Here is a 25,317-nt window from a genome sequence, read left to right on the forward strand (position 1 = left end):
GTCAGGGGGCGACGGAGGGCGACACGTGCTCGACCTCGATGTCCAGGTTGAACAGGGGGCTCTGCTGCGCGGCCCCGTGGCGGCGCCAGCGCTCCAGCAGATCGGCCTTCACGGCGCGGGTGCGGGCCTCGGCCAGTTCGGGCGCTTCGCCCGGCGCGGCGCGGTAGGCCAGGCGCAACACCGAGGGGCGTTCGGCCAAGGCCGCGATGGCCTTCGGCAGCTCGGCCGCGAAGGCCGGCTGGAGCGCGGTGGCGCCGGGCTCGAAGGCTTCGGCGCGCAGCGCCAGTCGCACCACGCGGTGCACGGTGGTGCCGAAGTTGATCTTCACGAACTTGCCGCGCGTGGCGCGCTCGGCCGCCGGGTTCTCGGTGGTCACGCGGTAGCCCGAGGGCAGCGTGCGCTCGTCCAGCTTGAGCACGATGTTGCTGCCCGTGCCCTCCTTGGGCACCGCCGCGCAGGCGATGTGGTAGCGCCCCTGCGGATCGGTGGTGACCAGCAGGCCGTTGACCGTGGCCAGGCGCACGTTGGGCAGGCCGGGCTCGCCCTCGTCCTGGTAGCCGTTGGCGTTGCGGTCGTCGTAGACCTTGCCGATCACGTCGGTGCAGTCGAACAGCGCGTCGGGCACCACGCGCACCGAGGCGGTGGCGGTGTTGGACAGCGCGGCCTGCGTGGCCGACTGCTGGGCCAGCACCTGGTTCACGTAGACGCCCTCGCCCACCCCGGTGCCCACGCCGAGCACCATGGACACGCGCAGGGTTTCGCTCGGGGCGAAGGCGCGCGGCGGCAGCGTGAGTCGGCGGCCTTCGACCAGCGGCACCACGGGTTCGATGGCGCCGCCCGGCAGCCGCTGCACGGTGAGCGAACCGGCGACGAACTTGAAGCCCGGCGGCAGGGTGTCGACCAGGACCACGTCGGCCAGGGCGACCGCGCGGGTGTTGCGCGCGGTGATCACGTAGGGCACCAGCTCGCCCTTCTTCACGGTGAGCTTGGGCGTGGTCTTGCGCAGCTCGATGAGCGAGCCGCCCACCGGGTCCAGCGGCAGGTGGTTGTTGACCACGTTCTGCGCGCCGCCCCCGGGGAACAGCACGCTCAGGAAGTACGGCGAGGGCACGCCGGGCAGCGGCGCCGGCGTGGAGACCACGCAGGGGTCGCCCGGCACCGGGTCCACCACGCCGGCGGGCGCGGTGCAGGTCTGCGCGTTCAGCGGCCCGGCCGAGGGCAGGTGCGTGGCCGAATGGATGTAGCCACCGGGCGGCGTGACGACCAGCGTGTACTCCCCCGCTGGCGCGCCGGGCATGAGGAAGAACTGGTAGAGGCCGTCGGCCGCCGTGGTCACGCTGCCGCTGCCGCCCAGCAGGTGCAGCGCGGGATCGAAGCCGGGCGGGCCACGGAACTCCACCACCGCGCCGGGTACGGGCTGCGAGGTCACGCTGTCGTAGACGATGCCGCTGGGGTCCAGGGGCAGGTCCTGGTTGACCACGGCCATGCCGGCGCCGATGGGCACCGGGATCATGGGCAGCGGGCGCATGCCCGGCGTGGTCGGGTGCGCGCCGCCGGCGGCGTTGAGCACCGGGTCGGTCGGCCAGGCGCCGCCGATCACCTGCCCCGAGGGCGTGCGGAAGCGCAGGTGGTAGTCACCCGGCACCAATTGCTCGAAGCGGTAGCTGCCGTCGGCCGCGGTGACGCGGCTGTCGAGCACGATCATGTCGGCCGGCGCGCAGCTGGCGCTGCCGTCGGCGCAGACCAGCAGCTCCACCGTCCAGCCGGCCTTCACGGGCTCGCCGGGCGCGCGTTGGCGGTCGTTGTCGCTGTCTTGCCAGACGGTGCCGCTCAGCGTGGAGGGCGCCAGCGCGCGCTCCCAGAAGTCGTAGCCCGTGCCCTGCGCGCCGGGCGTGGTCAGCGGCACCACCAGGGTGTTGGGGCCGGGCGCGCTGCCGCCCAGCGAGCCCACCGACTCGCCGCCCTGGGCGTAGCCCGGCGGCTGGGTCTGGGTGAGGGTGTAGCCCGCGCCGTTGGACAGCGGCAGGTCGTCGAAGCGGTAGCTGCCGTCGGCGCCGGTGGTCACGGTGCGCGTGACCGGGTGGCCGTCGGCGTCGGTGCCCGTGAGGGTGATGGTCACGCCCGCCAGCGGCAGGTCACCGGGCTCGCGCACGCCGTTGCCGGCCACATCGTTGAACACGCTGCCGGCGATGGAGGCGGCGCGCTCGCCGAACAGGTAGCCATCGCCCGCGCCGCCCAGGTGCACGATGCCGGTGATGAGGTCGTTGCCGGCCTGGCCCATGGGCGCGCCGTTCACCTGGCCGGCCGTGTCGAGGCCGTCGCCGTAGGCGGCGGGCTGGGTCTCGGTGAGCGTGTAGCCGCTGGCGTCGGAGGGCAGCAGGCCGTCGAACTGAAAGCGGCCGGTGGCGTCGGTCACCGCCGTGCGGTTCACCGCCGCGCCGTTGGCCGCCGTGCCGCTGAGGGTGATGGTCACGCCCGCGATGCCGGGCTCGCCCGGGTCGCGCTGGCCGTCGTTGTCGCGGTCGATGTAGACGTGGCCGCCGAGCTGGCCGCCGAGTTCGCCGAAGTCGTAATCCGTGCCGGCCTCTTCCGAGCCGAGCGCGACGCCACCGAAGCGGTCGTTCACGCCACCGGGGTTGGCGCTGCCGCGCGGCGCGCCGCCCACGCTGCCCAGGTGCTCGGCGCCATCGGCCAGGTCCGCGGGTTGGGTCTCGTCGATCTGGTAGCTGCCGGGCAGCAGGTCGGTGACGGCGTAGCGGCCGTCGGCGTCGGTGGTCAGCGCGCGCGTGACGGCGTTGCCGTAGAAGTCGGTGCCGGTGATGGCCACCGCCACACCCGCGACGCCGTTTTCGCCCGGGTCACGCTGGCCGTTGGCCAGGCCCTGGTCGAGGTAGACGCTGCCGGCCAGGCTGGCCGCGCGCAGCAGCGCGAACCAGTTGTTGGTGGACGCGGCGCCAGCGCCGTCGAGCACGATGGTCTGGATCAGCGGCGCGTCCGAGCCGTTGGGGCCCGCGGTGACGCCGGCGCCGCTGGTGGGCACCGTGCCCGGGCTGGAGCCCGCGCCGCTGACGCCGCCGGCCCGGGTGAGGCCTGGCAGCCAGCCGCCCGGGCGCGTGAGCGCGAGCGTGTAGGTGCCCGGTGGCACGTCGAAGTGGTAGGCCCCCGTGACCGGGTCGGCGGTGGTGGAAAGACTCACCGGCGCGCCCCACTGGTCGGTGCCGGTGAGCGTGACCGTGGCCGCCACCCCGGGCTCGCCGCCCTCGCTGATGCCGTTGGCGTTGCGGTCGTGGTAGACGCGGCCGCTGACGCCCGAGGTCTGCACCGTCACGCTGCCGCTGTTGAAGTTGTTGCCCCCGTTCGGGTCGGCGCCGCCGTTGCTGTCGCCCGAGCCGGTGGTGACGATGCGCGCGGTGTTGGTGAGCACCGTGCCGTTGGCCGGCGCGCCACTGAAGCGCACGGGGATGCGCACCGTGGCCGTGCCGTTGGCCGGCATGCTGGTGATGGCGCAGCTCACGGCGGTGTCGCCGGCCACGCCCGTGCAGCTCACGGCGGCGGGCGTGAAGCTGCCGGCGGTGATCGTGAAGCTGGGCGCGCTGGCGAGCACCAGGCCCGCCGGCAGGGTGTCGGTGAAGCTGGTGGTCTCGGCGGCCTGAGGGCCGTTGTTGCGCACCTCGACCAGCCAGTCGAAGGTCTGCGAGGCCGCCACCTCGGTGACGGCGGTGGTGGTGCCCGGGCGCACCGCGCGCTTGGACACCACCTGCACGTCGGCCTTGAAGCGGAAGGTGGTCGGCTCGCCCTTGCTGTTGTTGCCGGGCTGCGGGTCGAGCGCGTTCAGGGTCGCGTCGGCCAGGGCCACGCTGGCCTGGTTGGTGTACTGGCCCTTGTCGGCGCCGCGCAGGCGGATGCGAACCGCCACGCTGGACGGCTCGCCGGTGGAGCCGGCGCCGGTGCCACCGATCTGCGCGATGCTGCAGACGATGCTGCCGCCGGCGGCGCCCGCGGTGACACCAGCGGTGTTGCAGCTCACGCCCGATGGCAGCGGCGCCACCACCTCGACGAAGGTGGGCGCGCCCGCGCCCGCGGGGAGGGTGTCGGTGAGCACCACGTTCTCGGCCGTGGACGCCCCGTTGTTGGTGGCGGTGACGGTGTAGGTCACGTCGTCGCCCACGTTCACCGGGTCGGCGTCGTCGGTCTTGTTGACCAGCAGGTCGAACACCGGCGCGGTCACGGCCGTCGGCTGGGTGGCGCTGTTGTTGGCCGCGCCGCCGGCGATCTCGGGCGTGGTGGTGGCCACGCTCACCGTGTTGCTGATGCTGCCGCTGCCGCCGCCGACCACGCTGTGCGCGGCCAGGGGCCGCACGCGCAGGCTCACGGTCTCCTGCGCGCCGCGCGCGATGGAGGCCCAACTGCAGACCAGCGTGCGATTGCCCGCCGTGGTGGTGGCGCCCGTGGCCGGCGCGGTGGCGCAACTGCCGCCGCCGCTGGGCGTGGCCGAGAGGAAGACCACGCCGATCGGCAGCGTGTCGGTGATCGAGACGCCATAGGCGCGGCTGGCGCTGGTGGCCGCGGGGTTGCTCGCCGTGATGGTGTAGGTGAGCACCTGGCCCGCGGGCACCGGGTCGGGGTTGTCCGACTTGCTCACCGCCACGTCGGCGCGCGCCGTGTAGTAGGCGGTGGCGTTGGCGGAGTTGTTGTTGTCGAGGTCCGGGTCGCCCTGCTGCTGCGCGAGCACGAAGGCCGAGTTGATGACCTGGAAGTTGTGGTCGGCCGCGGTGCCATCGCCGAAGTGGCGCGCGCTGACGCGGATGCGCGGGCAGTCCAGGCCTGGGGTGCAGGCCGGCAGGCTGGCGATAACGCAGTTGTCGAGCGCGAGGTGGCTGGACGTTGCCACCACGTTGCAGCTGCCGAAGCTGGCGCTGCCCGGCAGGGTGCTCAGGCTGTAGTCGGCCGGTGAGGCGTTGAAGGCGCTGTCGAACACGTCGGTGACGGCCACGTTGGTGGCGGTGGCCGGGCCGGCGTTGACGACCTCGATCTCCCACAACACGGGCTGGCCCGCGAGCTGGCGGTTGCCAGGCGCGTCGCCGGTGCCGATCACGCGCTTGAGCGCGGAGACGTCGGCCAGCTCGACGCCCGTCTGCGGCGTGACGCCCACCGAGGCGCAGTTGTTCGGCGCGTTGTCGTCCACCGGCCCGCCGGTGCCGGCCACGCAGGCGGTGTTGGTGAGCACGCCGCCCGTGCTGGTGGCCTGCACGGTGAGCGTGATGCCCGGCGTGGTGGCGTCGACCGCCAGCGCCAGGTTGCTGCTGGTGCAGGTGACCGTGACCGGGCCGGCCTGCGGAAAGCTGGCGCCCGCGCTGGAGCCGCAGCTGAAGCCCGCTGGCGCGGCGATGCCGTTGAGCCGCAGGCCTGCGGGCAGGGTGTCGGTGATGGTGAGCGTGCCGCTGGCCGGGAACGGCGTGGGCCCGAGGTTGGTGGTGGACAGCGTGTAGTCGAACGGCGTGTTCAGCGGCACGGCGGCCTGCAGCCAGCTCTTGGCCTTGTTGGCGCGCAGGTCCGACACCGGGTCGATCACGGTGGTGGCCACCGAGCCGTTGGCCGAGGTGGCGCCCGGGGCCGAGATGGTGGCGGTGTTGACCACTCCCGCGCCGGTGGCGATGGCCTGCACCGGAATCACGATGTCGCCCAGGGCCACGTTGGCCCCGGCCGCCCCGCCGCCGCTGCGCGTGCACGACACCACCGGTGCGGCCGTGGGGCAGGCGCTGGACGCCGTGCAGCTCCAGGCGCCGCTGGTGAAGCTGGTGGCGCCGCCCGCGAAGCAGAAGGCCGCGGGCACGTTGTCGAGCACCTGCACGCCCGTGGGGTAGTCGCCGCTGTAGCGCGGGGTGAGCGTGAAGCTGAAGGCGGTGCCGGTGGCCACCGGGTCGCTGGCCGACTTGGTCTTGCCCACCGACACGGTGCTGCCCGGCGCCACCAGGGTGTTGGTGCTGCGCGTGTTGTTGTCGGACACGCCGTCGCCCACGCCGCCCGTGGCGGCGACGTCGGCCGTGTGCGTGAGCGTGGAGCCGCCACCGACGCCCACGATGCCGTTGACGGTGACGCTGCGCGAGCCATTGACGGCGATGGCGCCGAGGTTGCAGTTGAGCGTGCTGCCGGCCAGCGAGCAGCCCGCGGGCGTGCCCGTGAGCGCGAAGCCCGGCGGGATGCTGTAGCTCAGCAGCGAGCTGGGTGAGGCGTCGGGCCCGTGGTTGGTCACGGAGAGCACCACGCTCTGCGTGCTGCCGGCGGAGGCGTTGGCCGGCGCGCTGAGCGACAGGTCCAGGTCGGCGCCGGCGTTGACGGTGGTCAGCTCGGTCTGCGCCGCGCCGCCCGGCGTGGGCGTGGCCGTCACCGACAGCGTGCCCTGCAGGGTGGAGCGCACGCGCAGCGGGACCTGCGCCACCGCGTTGGGTCCGAGGTCGATGCCGCTGCAGTTCAGCAGGCCCGGACCGGTCTGGCCCTCGGCCATGCCGCTGCAGCTCACGCCCGGGGGCAGCGCGCCGGTGCCCGCGTACTGGCCATTGGCCGGCACGCTGAAGCCGAAGGCGCCGCCCGCCAGCGGCGTGCCGTTGGTTTCGGCCACGCGCACCGTGTAGGTGACGGTGCCGCCCGCGGGCACCGGGTCCGGGGCGTCGGGAATGCTGGAGATGATGAGCTGGGCGTGCGCGCTGCCCAGCGCCATCAGGCCAAGGGCCGCGGTGAGCAGGGCGCGGCGCAGCGCGCGCTGCGGCATCGACGTTCGGTAGGGCTTCATGTGTCTGCTTCGGTTCGTGCACCGAAACCACGCCGCCCGCGCCCGCGCGCGGCGGACGCACGAACGCCCCCTCACCGCGGTCGCAACCGCGGTGTGAACACCCTCAGGGGATGGGGGAAACGTCGGGCGAACGCGCCGCCGTCGTGGCGGGCGCTCGGCTCAGTGCGGCGCGAATGTAAGAAGCCGTTTCATCGCGCGCCAGCGAATTGACAATGTTTGACAGTGGCCCCTCGCGGGGGCGTTCAACCCGTCACGGAACGGGGCCTGGCGCCCCTTGCCGGCCCTGCCGAGGCGCCTATTCCCCGACCTCGAGCGCCGGCAGCTCGAGGCGGAATTCGGCGCCTTCTCCCGACACGCCGCCCACCCGCGCGCTGCCGCGGTGGCGCGCCACCACGGCCTGCACGAAGGCCAGGCCCAGGCCGGCGCCGCGCGTGCGGGCCTCGCGGCCCAGGCGCTTGAAGGGGTCGAACAGGTCCGTCCGGTCCTCGGGCGCCACGCCCGGCCCCTGGTCGATCACGGTGATCACGTGGCGCTCGCCTTCGCGCGCCAGGCGGCAGCGCACCTGCCCGCCGCGCGGGCCGTACTTGAGCGCGTTGTCGATCAGGTTGCCCACGGCGCGCGTGAGCAGCTCGCGGTCGGCGCGGCACCAGCTCGGCGCGGGCGGCGTTTCGGTGAGGATCTCCACCGACAGCGCGCGCGCCTGGTCCCAGTGGCGGTCGGCGGCGTCGATGAGCACGTCGCTCAGGTCCACCGCTTCGGTCTCGAAGGCGTCGGACTGCGCGCGCGCCAGCTGCACGAAGTCCTCGGCCAGCGCCAGCGCGCGGCGCGCGTGGGCCTCGATGCGTTCCAGCACCCGAGGGTCGGCGCCGGGCTCCAGGCGCTCGAGTTCGAGCAGGGTGAGGATGGCCGACTGCGGCGCGCGCATGTCGTGCGAGAGGAAGCGCAGGGCCTCCTCGCGCTGGCGCTGCGCCTGCTGCACGCTGGAGATGTCGACCAGGCTGACGATGCTGCCGTCCAGGCGGCCGTCCACCGACAGGCGCGGGTGGCACTTGAGCACCAGGTCGCGCCGCTGCGCGTCCATCACGTGCCATTGGCCGCCGCGGCCCTGCAGCGCGGCGCGCAGCTCGGGCAGCGGGGAGCGGTCGGCCAGCGTGAGGCGCGCGGCCAGCAGCCCGAGCAGGGGCTGATCGCGCAGGCCCTGCTCGGCGTCGCCGAAGTAGCGCGCGGCGGCGGCGTTGGCCAGGCGCACGCGGCCCTGGTCGTCGAGCACCAGCACCGCGTCGCCCAGGCTGTCCAGGCTGTCGTGCACCAGCCGCTGCAGCGCGCGCAGCTGCTGCACGCCGCTGGCCATGGCGCGCATCTGGTGGTCCAGCGGATCGCCGCCCCCAGTGGCCGGCAGCGGCGCGGCGAGCACGCCGCCGCGCTGGGCCTGGCGGAACTCCCCACCGAGGTAGCGCACCACCGCATCGAGGCGGAACCAGGCCCAGGCCGGGTAGGCCAGCGCCAGGCCCAGCAGCGCCGCGAGCGGCGCCACCTGCACGCCCGCCGCGCGGCGCAGCAGCCAGGCCGACACCGCCACCAGCAGCACCAGGCCCAGCAGCGACCACAGCGCGCGCCGCGGCGGCCAGCGCGTGAGCGCCAGCGCCGCCAGCAGCAACGGCAGCGCGCTGAACGCGGCGTTCTCCCAGGGCGTGGCGGCGCGCCGGTGCACGCCCTGGCGCAGCGCGTCCAGCAGCTGGGCCGAGACCTCGACGCCGGGCATGAGGCTGTCGCGGCTGGCCATCGGCGTGGCGTAGCCGTTGCCCAGGCTGGCCGCGGTGGCGCCGATCAGCAGGTAGCGGCCCTGCAGTTGCTCGGGCGGCACGCGGCCTTCGAGCAGGTCGATGTAGGACACGCGCGCCACCTGCTGCGGCGGCCCCGCGTAGGGAATGAGCGCGTGGTGGTCGCGCCGCCAGACGCCCTCGTCCGCTGCCGGCGCGGCACCGCGGCGCGCGCCGGGCAGGCGCGCCGGGTCCACGGCCTCGCCGCCGGCGGCCAGCAGGGCGAGCACCCAATGGTCCCAGCGCTGGTCCCCCGCGCCTTCTCGCAGGAAGACGCTGCGCGCCACGCCGTCGTCGTCGAGCTCGACGTGGATGTGGCCCAGGCCGTGCGCCGCCCCGCGCAGCACCGGCAGGGGCAGCGCGGGTTCGACGCGCAGCCCGTCGGGCCACTGCGCGTACATCGGCAGCACCACCCGGCCGGCCCGGCGCATGGCGCCCGCCAGGCGTTCGTCGTCGCCCGGGTGCGCGGCGTCGGCGTCGCCCAGCAGCAGGTTCAGGCCGATGGCCCGCGCCCCCTGGGTGGACAGCTGGTCCAGCAGGGCCGCGTGCACGGCGCGCCGCCAGGGCCAGCGGCCCAGCGCGGCGAGGCTGCGCTCGTCGATGGCGACCACCAGCACCTCGGGCGAGACCGGCCGCGTGTCGAGCGCGGCGATCTGGTCGGTGAGCGCGAGGTCGACGCGGCCCAGCCCGTTGGCAAAACCCGCCAGCGCGGCGGCAAGCAGCATCGCGCCCCAGAACAGGCCCCAGCGGCCGAACACCGCGACGGGCGCCGGCAGCGAGGGGATGGGGGTGGAGGGGCGCATGCGGATCGCGCTCGGCTTCGCGTCAGCGCGGCTGGGTGTCCCAGTCCACGCCGTGGGGCGAACGCACCGGCACGCCATCGTGGCTGCACAGGCCGGCGCGCGCGCCCACGCGGCGCGGCGCCGAGAACGGCGAGTCCAGGCCCTGGGGCGAGCGGCTGCGCAGGCGCACGAAATACGGGCGACAGGCCTGCAGGTCCAGGCGCACCGAGGGCTGGTCGACCTCCAGGTCCTGCAGGATGTGCGTGAAGCCCTCGTCGCTGGCCAGCTGCACGCGGTAGCGGTGGCCCGCTGCGCCGGCCCAGTGCAGGCTTTGGCCGTCCTCGCCGGCCTCGGGCACGGCGGGCGCGGACGGCGGCGGCACCAGGGTCAGCGGGCTCGGGTCGCTGAAGGGGCCACGGTCGAGCGCGCCGTCGGCGCGGCGCGCGACGCTGGCCACGCGCCAGTGCAGCGCGCCGGGCTCGGCGATCGGCACCTCGAACGCGCAGCGGCCGCTCTGGCGCGCTTCGGCGAAGGGTTGTTGGAAGGCGGGGTCTCGGGACACCTGCAGATCGTAGGCGATGGCGCCGGGCACCTCGGTGCAGCGCAGCGCCACTCGGCCCACACCCACCAGCGCGTTCGCTTCGGGCGAGCGCGCCAGCGGCGCGATGGGCGTGGCCTTCACGCGCAGGCGCGCGGTGGCCTCGCCGCCCATCAGGCCCTCGGCGTCGATGGCGCGCAGGCGCAGGTGGTACTCGCCGTCGGGCAGCCCGCTCAAGGGCGGTGGGGCGCCGCGCGCGACCGCGTCGAACAGCACCCGTGCCGTGGCCTGGCCGTCGGCGCCCGCCGCCGCTTCTTCCACCTGCAGGCGGTAGGCCTGGGCGCCGGGCAGCGGCGCCAGGGCCAGCGCGTGCGGCAGGCGCTCCACGCGCAGCTCGGCCGCGCCCAGGGCCGGTGCCGGCAGCAGCGGCAGCACGCGCGGCACCTGCGTGGCCGACTCGGTGACCGCGCCCTGCCCCGCGCCCAGCTCGACCGGCGCCTGCGGCAGCTCGCCGGCCGCCACGGCCACGCGACCGGCGATGACGTCGGAGAAGGCGCGCGCGCCGTCCTCGGACAGGGCCACGCCGAAGCTGGTGCCGCGCACGCCCGTGACGGCCAGCGGCGTGCGCACGTCGAAGCGCGAGCCCGTGAGCTGCGGGCGCACCCGCGAATCGACGCGGCCCCGGTCCAGCCGCAGGGTGTTGCGGGCGCCACCGATGCCATCGGACTGGCGCAGGCGCTCCAGCGTGAGCTGGCTGCGCGCCGGCAGGTGCAGCGTGGAGCCGTCGGCCAGGCCGAGGCCGACGAAGGCGCCCTCGTGCACGCGCAGGGCCGTGCCTTCGGGCAACTCGTCGCCCACCTGGAGCTCGCGCGCGGGCGCGTCCGCCACCACCAGGCCCTTGAGGTACAGCACCGTGGCGTGGCGCGCCACGCCGCGCACGCGGTCGGCGGGCACCAAGAGCGTGGCGCCGATCGGCAGGCGCTTGGGGTCGCTCACGCGGTTCAGCCGCGCCAGCGCGCGCCAGTCCTCGGGCGATTCCAGGTAGCGCTGGGCGAGCCGGTACAGCGTGTCGCCGGCGCGCACCTCGTAGGGCGTCAGCGGGCCCTCGGCCTGGGCCGGCGCGCCAGCGCCGGCGGCGAGCAGGGCGAGGGCGCTGAGGGCGGCGAGGCGGCGGGGGCTCACGCCGCCGCCCCCGCGAGCGGCAGCGCGTGCGCGCCGTCGCCCACGGCCTCCAGCCGGTAGCCCTGGCCATAGACCGCGCTCAGGCGGTAGCCGCGCGCCGGGCGCAGCTCGAGCTTGGCGCGCAGGGAGGACACGTGCGTGTCCAGGCTGCGCGAGGGCACCTCGACCGCGCGGCCCCAGACCGTCTCGGCCAGGTAAGCCCGCGACAGCAGGCGCCCCAGGTTGGCGAACAGACAGCGGGCGAGCTCGAACTCCTTCTGCTTGAGTTCGATCGGCCGACCCTCGAAGGCGATGGTGCGCGCCGCCAGGTCGATGCAGTAGCCGCCGAAGCGCAGCAGCGCGCTGTCTTGCGGCGGGTAGCTGCGCCGGATGAGCGCTTTCACGCGCGCCATCAGCTCGTGCACACGGATGGGTTTGGTCATGTAGTCGTCGGCGCCACAGCCCAGGCCTTCGACGATGTCGCGCTCCTCGCTGCGGTTGGTGAGAAAGAGGATGGGCACCGGGTGTTCGTGGTGGGCGCGCACCCAGCGCACCACGTCCGGGCCCGCGATGTCGGGCAGCTGCCAGTCGACGATCAGCAGGTCGAAGCTGTCGCGGCGCAGCTCACGCATAAGGGCCTGCCCGCGCTCGAACACCTGACACTCGTAGCCAATCGCCTTCACCGACCGCTGGATCAGGTCCAGCTGCGACACGTCGTCATCCAGTGCGGCCAAGCGCATCCCGCCGCTCCCCTCGGTCCTGCTCACCCAAAAATTACTGCAAATGCAGTAAATGAAAAGGCGATCCTACACGCTTGGTAACAAACCAAGACCGCCTGTCGACCGCGGCCCCGGGTTTTCCCGCTCAGGGCGTGAACAAGCGCACCCAGCGCATGCCCTCGCGGTGGCTGCGCAACACGGCCTCGATGAAGGCCATGCCCTCCAGACCCTCCGCCAGCCCCGGCAGCGCCACCCCGACCTCGCCGCGCCAGGCGCGCGCGAAGTCGCGGTAGAGCTGGGCGAAGGCCTCCAGGTAGCCCTCGGGGTGGCCGGCGGGGATGCGGTGCGGCAGGGCCGCCACGCCGGCGCGCGCGGGCACGCCGCGGTACAGGCACTGGGACGGCTGGTCGGGGCGGGTGAGCCACAGTTCCTCGGGCTTTTCCTGGTCGAACTGCAGCGAGCCGGTGCTGCCGTACACGCGCAGGCGCAGGCCGTTGCGGCTGCCGCTGGCCACCTGGCTGGCCCACAGCATGCCGCGCGCGCCGCCCTCGTAGCGCAGCATCACCTGCACGTGGTCGTCCAAGGGGCGGCCCGGCACGAAGGTGCTCAGCTCGGCCGCCAGCTCGCCCAGGCGCAGGCCGCTCACGTAGCCCGCGAGGTGGTAGGCGTGCGTGCCGATGTCGCCCAGCGCGCCGGCCGGGCCGGCCTGCTTCGGGTCGTTGCGCCAGGCGGCCTGCTTGTTGCCCTGGCGCTCGAGCGGCTCGCCCAGCCAGTCCTGCGCGTACTCCACCTGCACGATGCGGACCTCGCCGATGGCGCCTTCGGCCACCAGCTCGCGCGCCTGGCGCACCATGGGGTAGCCGCTGTAGGTGTGCGTCAGCAGGAACAGCACGCCACGCTCGCGCACCCGCTGCGCCAGGGCCTGGGCTTCGGCCAGCGAGGTGGCCAGCGGCTTGTCGCAGATCACGTGGATGCCCTGCTCCACGAAGGCGCGCGCCACCGGCACGTGCAGGTGGTTGGGCGTGACGATGGCCACGGCGTCGATGCCGTCGGGCCGCCGCGCCTCGGCGCGCGCCATCTCGGCGTAGTCGGCGTAGCTGCGCTCCGGCGCGATGTGCAGCGCGGCGGCGCTGGCGTGCGCGCGCGCTGGCGTGGACGAGAGCGCGCCGGCCACCAGTTCGAACTGGTCGTCCAGCCGCGCGGCGATGCGGTGGGCGGCGCCGATGAAGCTGCCCTCGCCGCCGCCGACCATGCCCAGGCGGATGCGGCGCATCGATCGGTCCTGGCTCATCGCGCCAGGCCCAGCAAGGCCGAGAGCGTCTTCGCGTCGCCAGCGCTGGCGGCGAAATCGTCGAAGGCGCGGTCGGCCACGCGGATGATGTGCTCGCGGATGAAGGCCGCGCCCTCGCGCGCGCCGTCCTCGGGGTGCTTGAGGCAGCACTCCCACTCCAGCACGGCCCAGCCCGCGTAGCCGTACTGGGCCATCTTGGAGAAGATGGCCTTGAAGTCCACCTGCCCGTCGCCCAGCGAGCGGAAGCGCCCGGCGCGGTCGATCCAATTCGAGAAGCCGCCGTACACGCCCTGCCGGCCGTTGGGCCGGAACTCGGCGTCCTTCACGTGGAAGGCGCGGATGCGCGGGTGGTAGTGGTCGATGAAGGCCAGGTAGTCGAGCTGCTGCAGCACGAAGTGGCTGGGGTCGTAGAGGATGTTGGCGCGCGGGTGCTGGCCCACGGCGTCCAGGAAGCGCTCGAAGGTGACGCCGTCGTGCAGGTCCTCGCCGGGGTGCAGCTCGTAGCAGACGTCCACGCCCGCACCGTCGAAGGCGTCGAGCACGGGCCGCCAGCGCGCCGCAAGTTCGGCGAAGGCGGCCTCCACCAGACCAGGCGGGCGCTGCGGCCAGGGGTAGAGGTAGGGCCAGGCGAGCGCGCCCGAGAAGGTGGCGTGGGCCTTCAGGCCAAGCCGCTGCGAGGCCTTCGCGGCGAGCAGCAGCTGCTCGCGCGCCCAGGCCGTGCGCGCGGCCGGGTTGCCACGCACCTCCGGCGCCGCGAAGGCGTCGAACTGCAGGTCGTAGGCCGGGTGCACGCACAGCAGCTGGCCCTGCAGGTGGGTGGAGAGCTCCGTCACCCGCAGGCCGTGCGCGGCCAGCAGGCCCTTCACCTCGTCGCAGTATGCATCGCTCTCGGCGGCGCGCTTCAGGTCGAAGATGGCGGCGTCGCTGGTGGGGATCTGCACGCCCTGGTAGCCCAGCGACGCGGCCCAGCCCGCCAGACCCTCCAGCGTATGGAAGGGCGCGGCCGCGCCGATGAACTGGGCCAGGAAGATCCCGGGGCCTTGAATCGTTTTCATAAAGAGATCCTTCCGGCGGCAGTGTCTGCGCATCGTCCAGAGACACCGAGGAACCGGCTTTGCCGGGCCTCAGGTGTCGCCCCCTTCAGGGGTGGCGCGAAGCGCCGCGGGGGCGTTTCCTTGTTCAGAACGGGCTGTCGGGGAAGTAGAAGTCCTTGGCGTTCTGCTTGGTGATGAGCACCGACGGCACGATGGTCGAGGCCGGCAGCTTCTCGCCCTTCTTGCGCGCCAGCGCGGTCATCTTGATCGCCTCGTAGAGGAACTTGGGCGAGTAGGACACGTTCGCCTGGATCAGCGGGTTGCTGCCGTCCATGAGCGTCTTGACCATGGACTTGGCGCCCGCGCCGCCGAACACGATCTTGATGTCCTTGCGCTTGGCCTGCTCGATGGCGCGCAGCACGCCGAAGGCCATGTCGTCGTCGGCCGCCCACACGGCGTCGATCTCCTTGAAGCGCGTGAGGAAGTCCTGCATCACCTTGAAGGCGTCGTCGCGGTTCCAGTTGCCGTGCTTGGCGTCCAGGATCTTGATGCCCGGGTGGTTCTTCATGACCGCGGTGAAGGCGTCCATGCGTTCGTTGTCGATGGTGGTGGGGATGCCACGCAGCGCGACGATGTTGCCCTTGCCGTTGAGGAACTTGGCCAGGTACTCGGCCGGCACCTTGCCGAAGGCGGTGTTGTCGCCGGACACATAGGCGTCCTGCGCGCTGGTATCGGTCAGGCCGCGGTCGACCACGGTCACGTACACGCCCTTGGCCTTGACCTGCTGCACCGGGCGCGTGAGCGCGGCCGATTCGAAGGGCAGGATCACCAGCGAGTCGATCTTGGTCGCGGTCACCAGGTCCTGCAGCTGGTTGGCCTGCTCGGGCGCGCCGCTGGCGGTCTTGATGGTGACCTTGATGTTGGGGTCCTTCTCCAGTTCTTTCTTCGCTTCGTTGGCCCAGTACACCAGGCCGGCGGCGAAGCTGTGGGTGGCGGCCGGGATGGCCACGCCCAGGTTCACCTTGTTCTGGGCCTGCGCCAGCAGCGGGCTGGACAGCCCCAGCGCGGCCACGGCGGCCAGCGCGAGCAGACGGGAACGGTACTTCATGCTTGTCTCCTTGAGGGGTGGTGGTGCTGACAGAGGAAAACAGGGCCTTGTTGCAAGCCCTAGGGACGCCGCCGCTGCATGAATGCGACGGCGATGATCACGAAGCCCTGCACCGCCGCGTTGAGGTACACGCTGATGATGCTGGTGAGGTTGAGGATGTTGCTGATGACCGAGAGCAGGATGGCGCCGATGACCGTGCCGCCGATGCTGCCGGCGCCGCCGCGCAGCGCGGTGCCGCCCACGATCACCGCCGCGATGGCTTCCAGCTCCCACAGCAGGCCGGTGGTGGGCGAGGCCGAGCCCAGGCGCGGCACGTAGAGCAGCGTGGCGATGCCCACGCACACGCCGAGCAGGGTGTAGGTGAGCACCTTGGTGCGGTCCACGTCCACCGCCGCGTAGCGCGCCACCTGCTCGTTGGAGCCGATGGCCTGCACGTAGCGGCCGTAGGCCGTGCGCTGGAGCAGCAGCGCGCCGCCGATGGCGACCAGCGCGAACACCCACACGGGGATCGGCACGCCCAGCAGGCTGCCGTAGTAGACCGGGCCGTAGGCGTCGGCCAGGTCGTTGTCCAGCGCGAGCGCGCCGCCGTCGGCGAAGTAGGTGAGGTAGGCGCGGAAGATGCCCAGCGTGCCCAGGGTGACGATGAAGGGCTCGATGCGCCCGCGCGTGATGAGCAGGCCGTGCGCCAGGCCGAACAGCGCGCCCAGCAGCACGGCCGTGGCCATGCCCACCAGCACCAGCGCCACCGGCGGCCAGCCCAGCGGCACCAGCTTGTTCATGAGCAGGATGGTCACGCCCGCGATCAGCGCGGCCATGGAGCCCACCGACAGATCGATGCCGCCGGAGATGATGACAAAGCACATGCCCACCGCGATGATGCCGATGAAGGCCGTGCGCGTGAGCACGTTCATGGCGTTGTCCACGGTGGCGAACTCGCCGTTGAGCAAGGTGCCGGCCACGCACAGCAGCGCCAGGCCGAGCAGCGGGCCGAGCGTGGGCAGGCGCCAGCCGCGGCGGGTCGGGGCCGGGGCGGCCGGGGCGTCAGTGCGTTCCGGTGGCATGGGCGATCAGCTCCTGTTCGTTCAGCTGCGCGGCCGACAGCGTGGCCTGCAGGCGGCCCGCGCGCATCACCGCCACGCGGTGGCACAGGCCGATGAGTTCCATCAGTTCGGACGAAACCACCACCACCGCGCGGCCTTCGTCGGCCAGGCGGCGGATGAGGGCGTAGATCTCGCGCTTGGCGCCGATGTCCACGCCGCGCGTGGGCTCGTCCAGCACCACCACGCGCGGCCCGGGGTGCAGCACCTTGGCCAGCGCCAGCTTCTGCTGGTTGCCGCCCGAGAGCGAACCCGCGTTCACGTCCAGCGAGCCGCAGCGGATGCCGAACTCGCGCACCGCCTGCTCCAGCGCGGCGGTCTCGCTGGCGGGCTGGAGCCAGGGCCGCGCGTGACGGTCCAGGGCCATGAGCGTGAGGTTCTCGCGCAGACCGAAGCGCACGTGCAGGCCGCGGCCCTTGCGGTCCTCGCTCAGGTAGGTGAGGCCGGCGTTGGCCGCTTCGCGCGGCGAGCGCGGCCGGCAGGGGACGCCCGCGATGTCGATCGCGCGCACCGTGCGCTCGCGCAGGCCCAGCAGGCCTTCGAACAGCTCGGTGCGCCCCGCGCCCACCAGGCCGGCGAAGCCGAGGATCTCGCCCGCGCGCACCTCGAAGCTCACGTCCTGCGCCCAGCCGGGCACGCTGAGCCCCTGCACCGAGAGCAGCACCGGCGCGCCGGCCGGCACCTCGGCGCGTGGCGGGTAGAGGTCGGCCAGCTCGCGGCCCACCATCAGTTTCGCCATCTGCGCGCGCGTGAGCTCGGCCGTGGGCTCGCGCGCCACGACGCGGCCGTCGCGCATCACCACCACCTCGTCCGTGAGGCGTTCCACCTCGTCGAGCTTGTGCGAGATGAAGACCACCGCGACGCCCTCGTCCTTGAGCCGAGCGACGAGTTCGAACAGGCGGCCGGTCTCGCCGGGCGTGAGCGTGGCCGTGGGCTCGTCCATGATGAGCACGCGCGCGCGGCGCGACAGGGCCTTGGCGATCTCCACCAGCTGGCGCTCGGCCACGATGAGTTCGCGCACGCGCGCGTCGGGGTCCAGCTGGCGCAGGCCGACGTCGTCCAGCACGCGGCGCGCCACGGCGCGCATGGCGGCGTCGTCCAGCCACCAGCCGCGCCGCTTCTCGTGGCCCAGGAAGATGTTCTGCGCCACCGTGAGGTCCTCGGCCAGGTTGAATTCCTGGTGGATCAGCACGATGCCTTCGGCCTCGGCGGCGCGCGGCCCGTCGAAGCGCACGAGGCGGCCGTTGACGCGCAGCTCGCCCTCGCTGGGCGGCTCGTAGCCGGCGAGGATTTTCATCAGCGTGGACTTGCCGGCGCCGTTCTCGCCCAGCAGGCCGACGATGCGGCCGGGCTCGAAGGCCAGGTCCACGCCGTGCAGCACCTGCACCGGCCCGAAGCGCTTGACGATGCCGCGCAGCGCCACGCGCACGCCCGTCATGTCAGTGCCCCCAGCCGGCGAGCGCCAGCGAAGCCCCCAGGGCACCCGAGGAACTGGCTCCGCCAGGCCTCAGGGCGCGCCCCCCTCCCGCCGCAGGCGAGAGAGGGGGGAGCCGCGAAGCGGCGCGGGGGGTGTTTCACTTACGCCGCCTCCATCTGCCGCAGGCTTTCTTGCATGGCCAGCACGCCCGCGCCGATGAGCCCGGCGCGCTCGCCCAGCGGGGTGTACTGGATCTCCAGGTGCCGCGTGGAGAGCGCGAGCGAGCGGTGGTACACGCTCTGGCGCACGGCGGCCAGAAACAGCGGTCCCACGCGCGTGATGCCACCGCCGATGAAGACGTGCGAGGGATTGAAGAAGTTCACCACCGAGGCCAGCATCTGCCCCACCAGCGCGCCGGCGCGCTGCACCACCTGGTTGGCCGCCATGTCGCCCGCGCGGCTGGCCTCGGCCACGTCCTGCAGGCGCAGCGGGCCACGCTCGGCGATGAGGCGCGCCAGCCGCGGGCTCTGACCGGCCTCGGCCGCCTCGGTGGCCATGCGCGCGATGGCGGGGCCGGCGGCCAGGGTCTCCACGCAGCCAAGGTTGCCGCAGTGGCAGCGCGGCCCGTCCGGCACCACGCAGATGTGGCCCACGTCGCCGGCCGAACCGTTGGCGCCGCGGTAGACCTGCCCGTGGCAGACCACGCCGCAGCCGATGCCCGTGCCCACCTTCACCACCAGGAAGTTCTGCAGGCCGCGCTGCATGCGCCAGAGCTCGCCCAGCGCCATCACGTTGACGTCGTTGTCCACGAACACGGGCGCGCTGAAGTCGGCCGCCAGGTCGTCGCGGATGGAGTAGGCGTCCCACTGCGGCATCAGCGGCGGGTTCACGAGCTGGCCGCTGTCGAAGTCCACCGGGCCGGGCAGGCCGATGCCGATGGCGATCACCTGGCGCGGCGGCACGCCGCAGCGCGCGAGCAGATCGCGCATGAGCGCGCGGATGCGCGAGAGCACGGGCGTGGGGCCGTCGCGCACGTCGGCGGGTTCGCTGTGGTGGGCGAGCACGGTGAGGTCGGGGCTGAGCACGCCGACCTCCAGGCCGGTGGCGCCCACGGCCACGCCGACGAGCACGCCCAGGCCCCGGCTCAGTCGCAGGGTTTCGGCGCGGCGCCCGCCGGTGCTGGCGAGTTCGCCGGTGGGCTCCAGCAGGCCCTGTTCGAGCAGCTCGGCCACGGCGGCGTTGGCGCGGCTCTTGGAATAAGAGGACGCCGCCGCGAGCGCGTCGCGCGAGATGCCGCTCGACCAGAACACGTGGTCGAGCAGCGTCTTTTCGCCGTTCTTGAGGCCTTTCCAGCTCACGTCTTGTCTCCTCTGCCGGCGCTGCGGCCTGGCATTGCCCGGCATGCTAGTGAGCCGAATTCGGCCCGAAAAGTCCGAACTTTGACCCAAATCAGGCCGAACTGAGGTGGACCAAGGGAACGTCCGGTCCATCGGCGACTCCACCCCCGCCATGAACCCCAGCGCCCTTGCCCTGCCGCCCGAGGTGTCGATCGTGGTGCTCTGCGCCGAGTGGTGCACCCAGTGCCGCGCCTTCCGCGAGGTGGCCGCAGACCTGCCCGCCGAGGCGCTGCACTGGGTGGACATCGAGGACGAGGGCCTGGACGCGGATGAGCTGGGCATCACCGCGTTTCCCAGCGTGGCGATCTGCCGGCCGGCTGGCGTGCTGCGCTACCTGGGGCCGGTGCGCGCGGACCGCGAGGGCTTCCTGGCGGCGGTGGCCCAGCTGCACCGGCTGCCGCCGCGGGCCATTCCCGAGCCGCTGCGGGCGGTGCTGCCCGCAGCGCGCTGAGCCCCAGGCCCCGGCGGCGCGGGACCGGGACGGCGTCAGCCCACCAGGCGCCCCAGGGTCTTGAGCGCCGCGTCGAGCTGATCCAGCCGGGGATGCCCCACGTTCAGGCGCAGGTGGTGGCGAAAGCGCTTGTCCGCCGAGAACAGGGAACCCGGCGCCACGCTGATGTGCCGCGCCAGCGCCGCCTGCTGCAGCGCCATCGCGTCCACCGCGTCCGGCAGTTCCACCCACAAGAAGTAGCCGCCCTCGGGCCGCGTCACGCGCGTGCAATCGGGAAAGTGCTTTTCGATGGCGAGCAGCGCGCGCTGCTGCCGCGCGGCCAGCGCGGCGCGCAGCTGGCGCAGGTGCTTGTCGAACGCCCCGTGCTGCAGAAAGTGCAGCACCGCCAGCTGCGACGGCACCGACACCCCCAGCGTGCTCATGAACTTCAGCCGGTTCACCTGCGGCGCGAAACGCCCCGCCGACACCCAGCCCACGCGGTAGCCCGGCGCCAGCGATTTGGAGAACGAACTGCAGTGCATCACGCCGCCCTCGCGGTCCCAGGCCTTGGCCGGCAGCGGGCGCTGCGCGCCGAAGTACAGCTCGGCGTAGACGTCGTCCTCGATCAGCGGCACGCCGTGGCGGGCCAGCAGCGCGACCATCGCGCGCTTGGCGTCCTCGGGCATGAGCGCGCCCAGCGGGTTCTGAAAGTTGGGCATGAACCAGCAGGCCTTCACCGGGTGGCGCCGCAGCACCTCGGCCAGCGAGTCCAGCTGCACGCCCGTGCGCGGGTGCGTGGCCACCTCCACCGCTTTCAGCTGCAGCCGCTCCAGCGTCAGCAGGCAGCCGTAGAAGGCGGGCGATTCGATGGCCACCACGTCGCCCGGCTGCGTCACCGCCTGCAGGGCGAGCGTGAGCGCCTCCATCGCGCCGCTGGTGACCACCACCTCGTCCACGCCGATGTTCACGCCCTGCGCCACGCCGCGCAGCGCGATCTGGCGGCGCAGCTCGGCGTTGCCGGGCGTGAGGTCTTCCAGCAGCTGGCGCGGGTCGAGCCGGCGCATGGCCGCGCCCATGCCGCGCGCCAGGCGATCGAGCGGGAACAGCTCGGGCGATGGAAAGGCCGAGCCCAGCGGCGCCACCTGGCGGTTGCGCATGGGGCCCAGCACGGCCTGCGCCACGTCGTGGATGGCCACCGGCCGCGAGCCCTGGTGCGGCGTGGCGCTGCGTGGTTCCTCGCGCGGCGCGGGCACGGCCTTCACGAAGTAGCCCGCACGCGGGCGGGCCTCGACCAGGCCGCGCGCCTCCAGCAGGTAGTAGGCCTCGAACACGGTGGCCGGGCTCAGGCCGCGCGCGGCCACGGTGTCGCGCACCGAAGGCAGGCGGTCGCCGATGGCCAGCGTGCCGCTGGCGATGAGCGCTTCGATGTCCTTGGCGAGCGCTTCGTATTTGGTGGTCACGGGGCGGGGCTCTCTCGGTGGGCCGCCGATCTGATGCGGCTGATCCGGTCGATTTGAACGCAATCTGAGCCTACCGCCGGCGCCGCGCCGGGCGCACAGTCGGGGCCGTGACCTCCGACAAGACCCTCCGCGCGCCCCAGGGCCCGCGCGGCCCCTTCTGGAAAGGCCTGCTGCTGGCCGCCACCCTGGCCCTGCCCGGGCTGGCCGCCCAGGCCGCCGAGACCCTGCCCACCGACCCGATGGCGCGGCGCATGCTGGCCTGCGTGGCCTGCCATGGCCAGGACGGCCGCGCCACCAACCAGGGCTACTTCCCGCGCATCGCGGGCAAGCCCGCGGGCTACCTCTACAACCAGCTGCAGCATTTCCGCGCGGGCCGGCGCATCAACCCGACCATGACCTACCTGGTCGACCACATGTCCGACGCCTACCTGCGCGAGATCGCCGACTACTTCGCCGGGCTGGACCTGCCCTACCCCGCGCCGCAGACCACCGGCGCGCCGCCGGCCGTGCTGGCGCGCGGCGAGCAACTGGTGCGCCAGGGCGACCCGGCCCTGGGCATCCCCGCCTGCGCGTCCTGCCACGGCGCCGCGATGACCGGCATCCAGCCCGCCATGCCCGGCCTGCTGGGCCTGCCGCGCGACTACCTGCTGGGCCAGTTCGGCGCCTGGCGCAACGGCCAGCGCCAGGCCAGCGCGCCCGACTGCATGGGCGAGATCGCGCGCCGCCTGAGCCCCGAGGACGTGAGCGCGATGGCGGTGTGGCTGTCCTCGCAGCCCGTCACGGGTGGGCCCGCGCCGGCCAGCGCCGCGCCGAACCCCTGGCCCATGCGCTGCGGCAGCGCGGAGGTGCTGCCATGAACAAGCGCCGCCTGCTCATCGCCGCCGGGGTGCTGCTGGTCCTGCTCGGCGCGGCCACCCTCTGGGTGAACCGCGCCACCACACTGCTGCCCATCGAACCCGGGCCGGCGGTGCCGGTCACCGCCGAGCTCGTGGAGCGCGGCGCCTATCTGGCCAGGGCCGGCAACTGCGCGGCCTGCCACACCGAGCGCGGCGGCGCGGCCTACGCCGGCGGCCTGGGCATCGCCACGCCCTTCGGCACGGTGTACGCCTCCAACCTCACGCCCGACGCCGACACCGGCATCGGCCGCTGGAACGCCGACGACTTCTGGCGCGCCCTGCACCACGGCCAGTCGCGCGACGGCCGCCTGCTCTACCCCGCCTTCCCCTACCCCGACTACGCCCGCGTGACGCGCGAGGACAGCGACGCCCTGCACGCCTACCTGATGAGCCTGCCGCCGGTGCGCGCGCCCAACCGCGTGCACGACCTGCGCTTCCCCTACGGCACGCAGACCGCGCTGGTGGCCTGGCGCACGCTGTTCTTCTCGCCCGAGCCCTTCCGCCCGGACAACACGCGGTCGGCCGAGTGGAACCGCGGCGCCTACCTGACCCTGGGCCTGGGCCATTGCATGGCCTGCCACGCGCCGCGCAACGCGCTGGGCGCCACCGCGAACGAGCCCGACTTCAGCGGCGGACAGATCCCCATGCAGGGCTGGTACGCGCCCTCGCTGGCCTCGCCCCAGGAAGCCGGCGTGCAGGACTGGCCGCTGGCCGAGGTGGTGCGCCTGCTGCGCGACGGCCACAGCGCGCGCGGCGCCACCCTGGGCCCCATGGCCGACGTGGTGGCCGGCAGCACCCGCCACCTGGACGAGGCGGACCTGAACGCCATGGCCACCTACCTGAAGTCGCTGCCCGTGGTGGCGCCGGCCGCACCCGACACGGAGCGGGCCGAACCCCAGGTGCTGGTGCTCGGCCAGCGCCTGTACGAGGCCAAGTGCGCACAATGCCACGGCGAGAACGGCACCAGCGCCGCGCCCGAGTTCCCCTCGCTGGCCGGGCACCGCACGGTGACCATGGCCTCCAGCGCGAACCTGGTGCGCGTGATCGTGAGCGGCGGCTTCCCGCCCAGCACGCCCGGCAACCCCCGGCCCTATGGCATGCCGCCCTTCGGGCAGGAGCTGTCGAACGCCGAGATCGCGGCGCTGGCCAGCTACGTGCGCGGCGCCTGGGGCAACACCGCCTCGCGCGTGCTGCCGCTGGACGTGCAGAAGGTCCGTTGAAGGAGCGCCCCGCCATGAGCATCACCCGCGAAATCAAGACCGTGCTGTGGGGCCTGATCGGCGTGGCGCGGCGCAGCCGGCTGGAGGCGCCGAGCGATCACCCGCTGGTGCTGATCGCCGTGGCCTTCGTGCTGGTGCTGGTCTTCCTCGGCACGCTGGCCTTCATCGCCCTGCAGGCGCCGGGCGCGCTCAGCTGAGGCGGCCCGCTTCGCGCCGCATGGGCGCGCTCGGGCGGTCCCCGCCCGTGCCGCCGCGCTCAGGCCAGCACGGCCGGGCCGACCCAGCAACCGCTCAACAGCTCGGCCGGCCGCTCGGTGGCGACCACGCGCGCGCTGCCGGCCCAGTCTTCGCGCTGCACGCACAGACCGGCGTACACGCCATAGCCCGCGCCGGCCACGATCTCGCCATCGGCGCAAAGGCTTTCGCCGGCGCGGATCGCGCCGCGCGCGGTGATGGGCCCACCGGCCTTGATTCCCCAGCCCGCGTCGAGGTGCGAGCCGCAGTCGATCGCGCCATCGACCAGCACGCCATCGCCCGCGCGCACGACGCCGCCCGTGCGCAGCGTGCCGCGCACGCGCAGGCTGCGGGCCACGCGCACCTCGCCCTCCACCACCAGCACGCCGCCGACGCTGGCCTGCGCGCCCACGTCGAGGTCGCGGCGGCACACCAGGTCGCGCGCGATCCGCAGCTGGCCACCCGCGCGCAGGGCACCTTCGATGACCGCGGCGCCGGCCAGCAGGTCGCCGCCGGCCTCCAAGGTGGTGGCCTCGACCACACCGCCGGCCGCGATGGTTTCGCCCGCCACCAGCTCGCGCCCGACCCGGATGTCGCCGCCCGCGCGGATGCCCCGGCCGGCGCGCACGCGCGCGCCGGCGTCGATGCCGCCGCGCACCTCGATGGCGCCCGCGAACACGATGGACTCGCAGGACAGCTCGTCGAGCTGCAGCACCGCGCTGGTGGGGCCGAACTGCGCCAGCAGCCAGCAGGCGTCGTCGACGCGACCGTCGGCCACCAGCGCGTCCAGCAGCGGCTGGTAGTCCTCGCCCTGCGGGCGGTGGCGCAGAAACCAGCGAAAACCGTCGGCGCAGGGGTTCTTGGCCTTCACGAAGGCTTTGGAGAGTTCCATGGCCATCACCCCCGCCAGCCGATCGCGCGCGCGACCCAGGACCACCAGGCGCCACGCGGCAGCGGCACCACCAGGGCGTCGGCGCCCTGCTCCCCGATGCCCTGCACGCGCGAGCGCGCCGCGCCCACCGACCACGGCCGCCAGCGGTGACCGATGAGCACCATCGCGGGCCGCGTGGCGCGCAGGTGCTGGCGCAGCTGCTGCTCGACATCGCCCGCGAGCACGGTGAAGGTGGTCTCGCAGCCGGCCTCGCGCAGCGGCCGCGACAAGGTGTCCAGCGCCTGGAAGGCCTGCAGGCGCAGCTGCCGGAAGACGTGGTCGAACACCGTCAGCTCGGCGGCGTCGCCCGAATCGGGCGGTGACACCGCGGTCTGCAGCACGTGCACCAGCTGCACCGCGCGCCCCTGGGCGAACACGCGCGACCAACGCATCAGATCGCGCTCGCGCCCCAGCGGCGCCGTGCGCGCGAAGCAGCACAGCGGCGCCGCCGGGGCGGTGTCCGAAGCGTTCACCACCCACAGCGGCCCCTGGCCCTCGCGCAGCAGCAGCGACAGCAGGTCGGGCCCGAGGCGCGAGCGCCGTGGCCGTTCGTTGGCGTCCAGCAGGCAGGTCAGGCCGGCGGCGCGCGACAGCCGCAGCAGCTGGTAGCGGCTGCGCACCTCGTGGGCCACCACCTCGACGCCAATGCCGTGCTGGCGGCGCACGAAGCGCGCGCGCTGCGCCAGCCGCGCCAGAGGATCGAGCAGGCCGATGGGCTGCTCGCCCGCGTAGTACGCGAGCCGCAGCCCCACGCCCAGTTCCGCCGCCGCGCGCGCCACCTTCGCCAGGTGGTCGCCGGTGACCGCCGACAGGGTGGTCAGCACCAGCAGCCAGGGCGGCGCGACCGTGTCGTTCGCGCGCGCGCCCCGTTGCGCGCGGTCGTCCGTGGCGCCAGCGCTGGCGCTGGCGGGCAGCGACTCGCGCAGGGCCGCGTCGTCCCAGGCAATGAGGGAAGAGAATTTCATGGCAGGTAACTCCCAGGCAGGGCCCAA

At 73.6% G+C, this 25,317-nt stretch carries 17 protein-coding genes; 4 read left to right on the forward strand and 13 right to left on the reverse strand.

The features are described from left to right. Nucleotide 1 precedes the first annotated feature (1 nt). The 10 genes from BHU06_RS18650 to BHU06_RS18695 all read right to left on the reverse strand — a co-directional run bounded on the left by BHU06_RS18650 (nucleotide 2) and on the right by BHU06_RS18695 (nucleotide 19,115). Nucleotides 2–6,790 carry an SdrD B-like domain-containing protein gene (locus tag BHU06_RS18650; RefSeq protein WP_139147113.1) on the reverse strand — a complete coding sequence of 2,263 codons (6,789 nt, stop codon included), beginning with the start codon at nucleotides 6,788–6,790 and terminating at the stop codon, nucleotides 2–4. Between the two features lie 295 nt (nucleotides 6,791–7,085). Then, on the reverse strand, nucleotides 7,086–9,413 hold the full coding sequence (locus BHU06_RS18655; RefSeq protein ID WP_175442884.1) for a CHASE2 domain-containing protein: 2,328 nt from the start codon (nucleotides 9,411–9,413) through the stop codon (nucleotides 7,086–7,088). Between the two features lie 22 nt (nucleotides 9,414–9,435). Next, complete coding sequence (locus BHU06_RS18660) at nucleotides 9,436–11,112, reverse strand: FecR domain-containing protein (RefSeq protein WP_070400722.1); 1,677 nt, start codon at nucleotides 11,110–11,112, stop codon at nucleotides 9,436–9,438. Then, entirely contained in the window at nucleotides 11,109–11,831 is a 723-nt protein-coding gene (locus tag BHU06_RS18665) for a response regulator transcription factor (protein WP_070400723.1), read from the reverse strand. The genes BHU06_RS18660 and BHU06_RS18665 overlap by 4 nt, the downstream gene beginning before the upstream one ends. Before the next feature lie 124 nt (nucleotides 11,832–11,955). Then, nucleotides 11,956–13,101, reverse strand: coding sequence for a Gfo/Idh/MocA family protein (locus BHU06_RS18670; protein ID WP_070400724.1), 1,146 nt, complete (start codon nucleotides 13,099–13,101; stop codon nucleotides 11,956–11,958). Then, nucleotides 13,098–14,156 carry a sugar phosphate isomerase/epimerase gene (locus BHU06_RS18675; protein WP_070400725.1) on the reverse strand — a complete coding sequence of 353 codons (1,059 nt, stop codon included), beginning with the start codon at nucleotides 14,154–14,156 and terminating at the stop codon, nucleotides 13,098–13,100. Before BHU06_RS18675 ends, BHU06_RS18670 begins: the two co-directional genes overlap by 4 nt. 124 nt (nucleotides 14,157–14,280) lie before the next feature. After that, nucleotides 14,281–15,243 (reverse strand): substrate-binding domain-containing protein, encoded by a 963-nt coding sequence (locus BHU06_RS18680; RefSeq protein WP_070400726.1) that lies wholly within the window; start codon nucleotides 15,241–15,243, stop codon nucleotides 14,281–14,283. A 59-nt stretch (nucleotides 15,244–15,302) separates the two neighbouring features. Beyond that, on the reverse strand, nucleotides 15,303–16,304 hold the full coding sequence (locus BHU06_RS18685; RefSeq protein WP_139147114.1) for an ABC transporter permease: 1,002 nt from the start codon (nucleotides 16,302–16,304) through the stop codon (nucleotides 15,303–15,305). Then, nucleotides 16,285–17,778: a sugar ABC transporter ATP-binding protein gene (locus BHU06_RS18690; protein ID WP_070400727.1), complete on the reverse strand. Its 1,494-nt coding sequence runs from the start codon at nucleotides 17,776–17,778 to the stop codon at nucleotides 16,285–16,287. The genes BHU06_RS18685 and BHU06_RS18690 overlap by 20 nt, the downstream gene beginning before the upstream one ends. Nucleotides 17,779–17,918: 140 nt before the next feature. Next, a complete protein-coding gene (locus tag BHU06_RS18695; RefSeq protein ID WP_083293310.1) occupies nucleotides 17,919–19,115 on the reverse strand; it encodes an ROK family transcriptional regulator in 1,197 nt (398 codons plus the stop codon). A gap of 106 nt (nucleotides 19,116–19,221) precedes the next feature. Between BHU06_RS18695 and BHU06_RS18700 the strand changes: the two genes are divergently transcribed. Next, nucleotides 19,222–19,605 carry a hypothetical protein gene (locus BHU06_RS18700; RefSeq protein ID WP_175442885.1) on the forward strand — a complete coding sequence of 128 codons (384 nt, stop codon included), beginning with the start codon at nucleotides 19,222–19,224 and terminating at the stop codon, nucleotides 19,603–19,605. A 35-nt stretch (nucleotides 19,606–19,640) separates the two neighbouring features. Here BHU06_RS18700 and BHU06_RS18705 read toward each other — a convergent pair whose 3' ends face one another. Further along, nucleotides 19,641–21,044, reverse strand: a complete 1,404-nt coding sequence (locus BHU06_RS18705) for a PLP-dependent aminotransferase family protein (protein WP_070400729.1) — start codon at nucleotides 21,042–21,044, stop codon at nucleotides 19,641–19,643. Between the two features lie 239 nt (nucleotides 21,045–21,283). Here BHU06_RS18705 and BHU06_RS18710 point away from each other — a divergent pair, with 239 nt between their 5' ends. Genes BHU06_RS18710 through BHU06_RS18720 form a run of 3 tightly spaced genes read left to right on the forward strand, consistent with a single transcriptional unit; the run spans nucleotide 21,284 to nucleotide 23,357 of the window. Continuing rightward, complete coding sequence (locus tag BHU06_RS18710) at nucleotides 21,284–21,901, forward strand: c-type cytochrome (protein WP_239478349.1); 618 nt, start codon at nucleotides 21,284–21,286, stop codon at nucleotides 21,899–21,901. Then, entirely contained in the window at nucleotides 21,898–23,160 is a 1,263-nt protein-coding gene (locus BHU06_RS18715) for a cytochrome c (RefSeq protein ID WP_070400730.1), read from the forward strand. Before BHU06_RS18710 ends, BHU06_RS18715 begins: the two co-directional genes overlap by 4 nt. 14 nt (nucleotides 23,161–23,174) lie before the next feature. Next, entirely contained in the window at nucleotides 23,175–23,357 is a 183-nt protein-coding gene (locus BHU06_RS18720) for a DUF2970 domain-containing protein (protein ID WP_070400731.1), read from the forward strand. 59 nt (nucleotides 23,358–23,416) lie between these two features. Here BHU06_RS18720 and BHU06_RS18725 read toward each other — a convergent pair whose 3' ends face one another. Both BHU06_RS18725 and BHU06_RS18730 read right to left on the reverse strand, forming a co-directional pair. Further along, entirely contained in the window at nucleotides 23,417–24,286 is an 870-nt protein-coding gene (locus BHU06_RS18725) for a hypothetical protein (protein WP_070400752.1), read from the reverse strand. A 5-nt stretch (nucleotides 24,287–24,291) separates the two neighbouring features. Next, nucleotides 24,292–25,290, reverse strand: a complete 999-nt coding sequence (locus BHU06_RS18730) for a hypothetical protein (RefSeq protein WP_070400732.1) — start codon at nucleotides 25,288–25,290, stop codon at nucleotides 24,292–24,294. Nucleotides 25,291–25,317: the final 27 nt, after the last annotated feature.

This window comes from Hydrogenophaga sp. PML113 (assembly GCF_001777155.1).
GTDB classification, from domain to species: Bacteria; Pseudomonadota; Gammaproteobacteria; order Burkholderiales; family Burkholderiaceae_C; genus Hydrogenophaga; species Hydrogenophaga borbori.

Coding starts and splice junctions, on each gene's coding strand:
- BHU06_RS18685 (WP_139147114.1), bottom strand. CDS start 16,304: ATGCCACCGGAACGCACTGACGCCCCGGCCGCCCCGGCCCCGACCCGC.
- BHU06_RS18690 (WP_070400727.1), bottom strand. CDS start 17,778: ATGACGGGCGTGCGCGTGGCGCTGCGCGGCATCGTCAAGCGCTTCGGG.
- BHU06_RS18675 (WP_070400725.1), bottom strand. CDS start 14,156: ATGAAAACGATTCAAGGCCCCGGGATCTTCCTGGCCCAGTTCATCGGC.
- BHU06_RS18720 (WP_070400731.1), top strand. CDS start 23,175: ATGAGCATCACCCGCGAAATCAAGACCGTGCTGTGGGGCCTGATCGGC.
- BHU06_RS18730 (WP_070400732.1), bottom strand. CDS start 25,290: ATGAAATTCTCTTCCCTCATTGCCTGGGACGACGCGGCCCTGCGCGAG.
- BHU06_RS18710 (WP_239478349.1), top strand. CDS start 21,284: ATGGCGCGGCGCATGCTGGCCTGCGTGGCCTGCCATGGCCAGGACGGC.
- BHU06_RS18665 (WP_070400723.1), bottom strand. CDS start 11,831: ATGCGCTTGGCCGCACTGGATGACGACGTGTCGCAGCTGGACCTGATC.
- BHU06_RS18715 (WP_070400730.1), top strand. CDS start 21,898: ATGAACAAGCGCCGCCTGCTCATCGCCGCCGGGGTGCTGCTGGTCCTG.
- BHU06_RS18725 (WP_070400752.1), bottom strand. CDS start 24,286: ATGGAACTCTCCAAAGCCTTCGTGAAGGCCAAGAACCCCTGCGCCGAC.
- BHU06_RS18650 (WP_139147113.1), bottom strand. CDS start 6,790: ATGAAGCCCTACCGAACGTCGATGCCGCAGCGCGCGCTGCGCCGCGCC.
- BHU06_RS18655 (WP_175442884.1), bottom strand. CDS start 9,413: ATGCGCCCCTCCACCCCCATCCCCTCGCTGCCGGCGCCCGTCGCGGTG.
- BHU06_RS18670 (WP_070400724.1), bottom strand. CDS start 13,101: ATGAGCCAGGACCGATCGATGCGCCGCATCCGCCTGGGCATGGTCGGC.
- BHU06_RS18680 (WP_070400726.1), bottom strand. CDS start 15,243: ATGAAGTACCGTTCCCGTCTGCTCGCGCTGGCCGCCGTGGCCGCGCTG.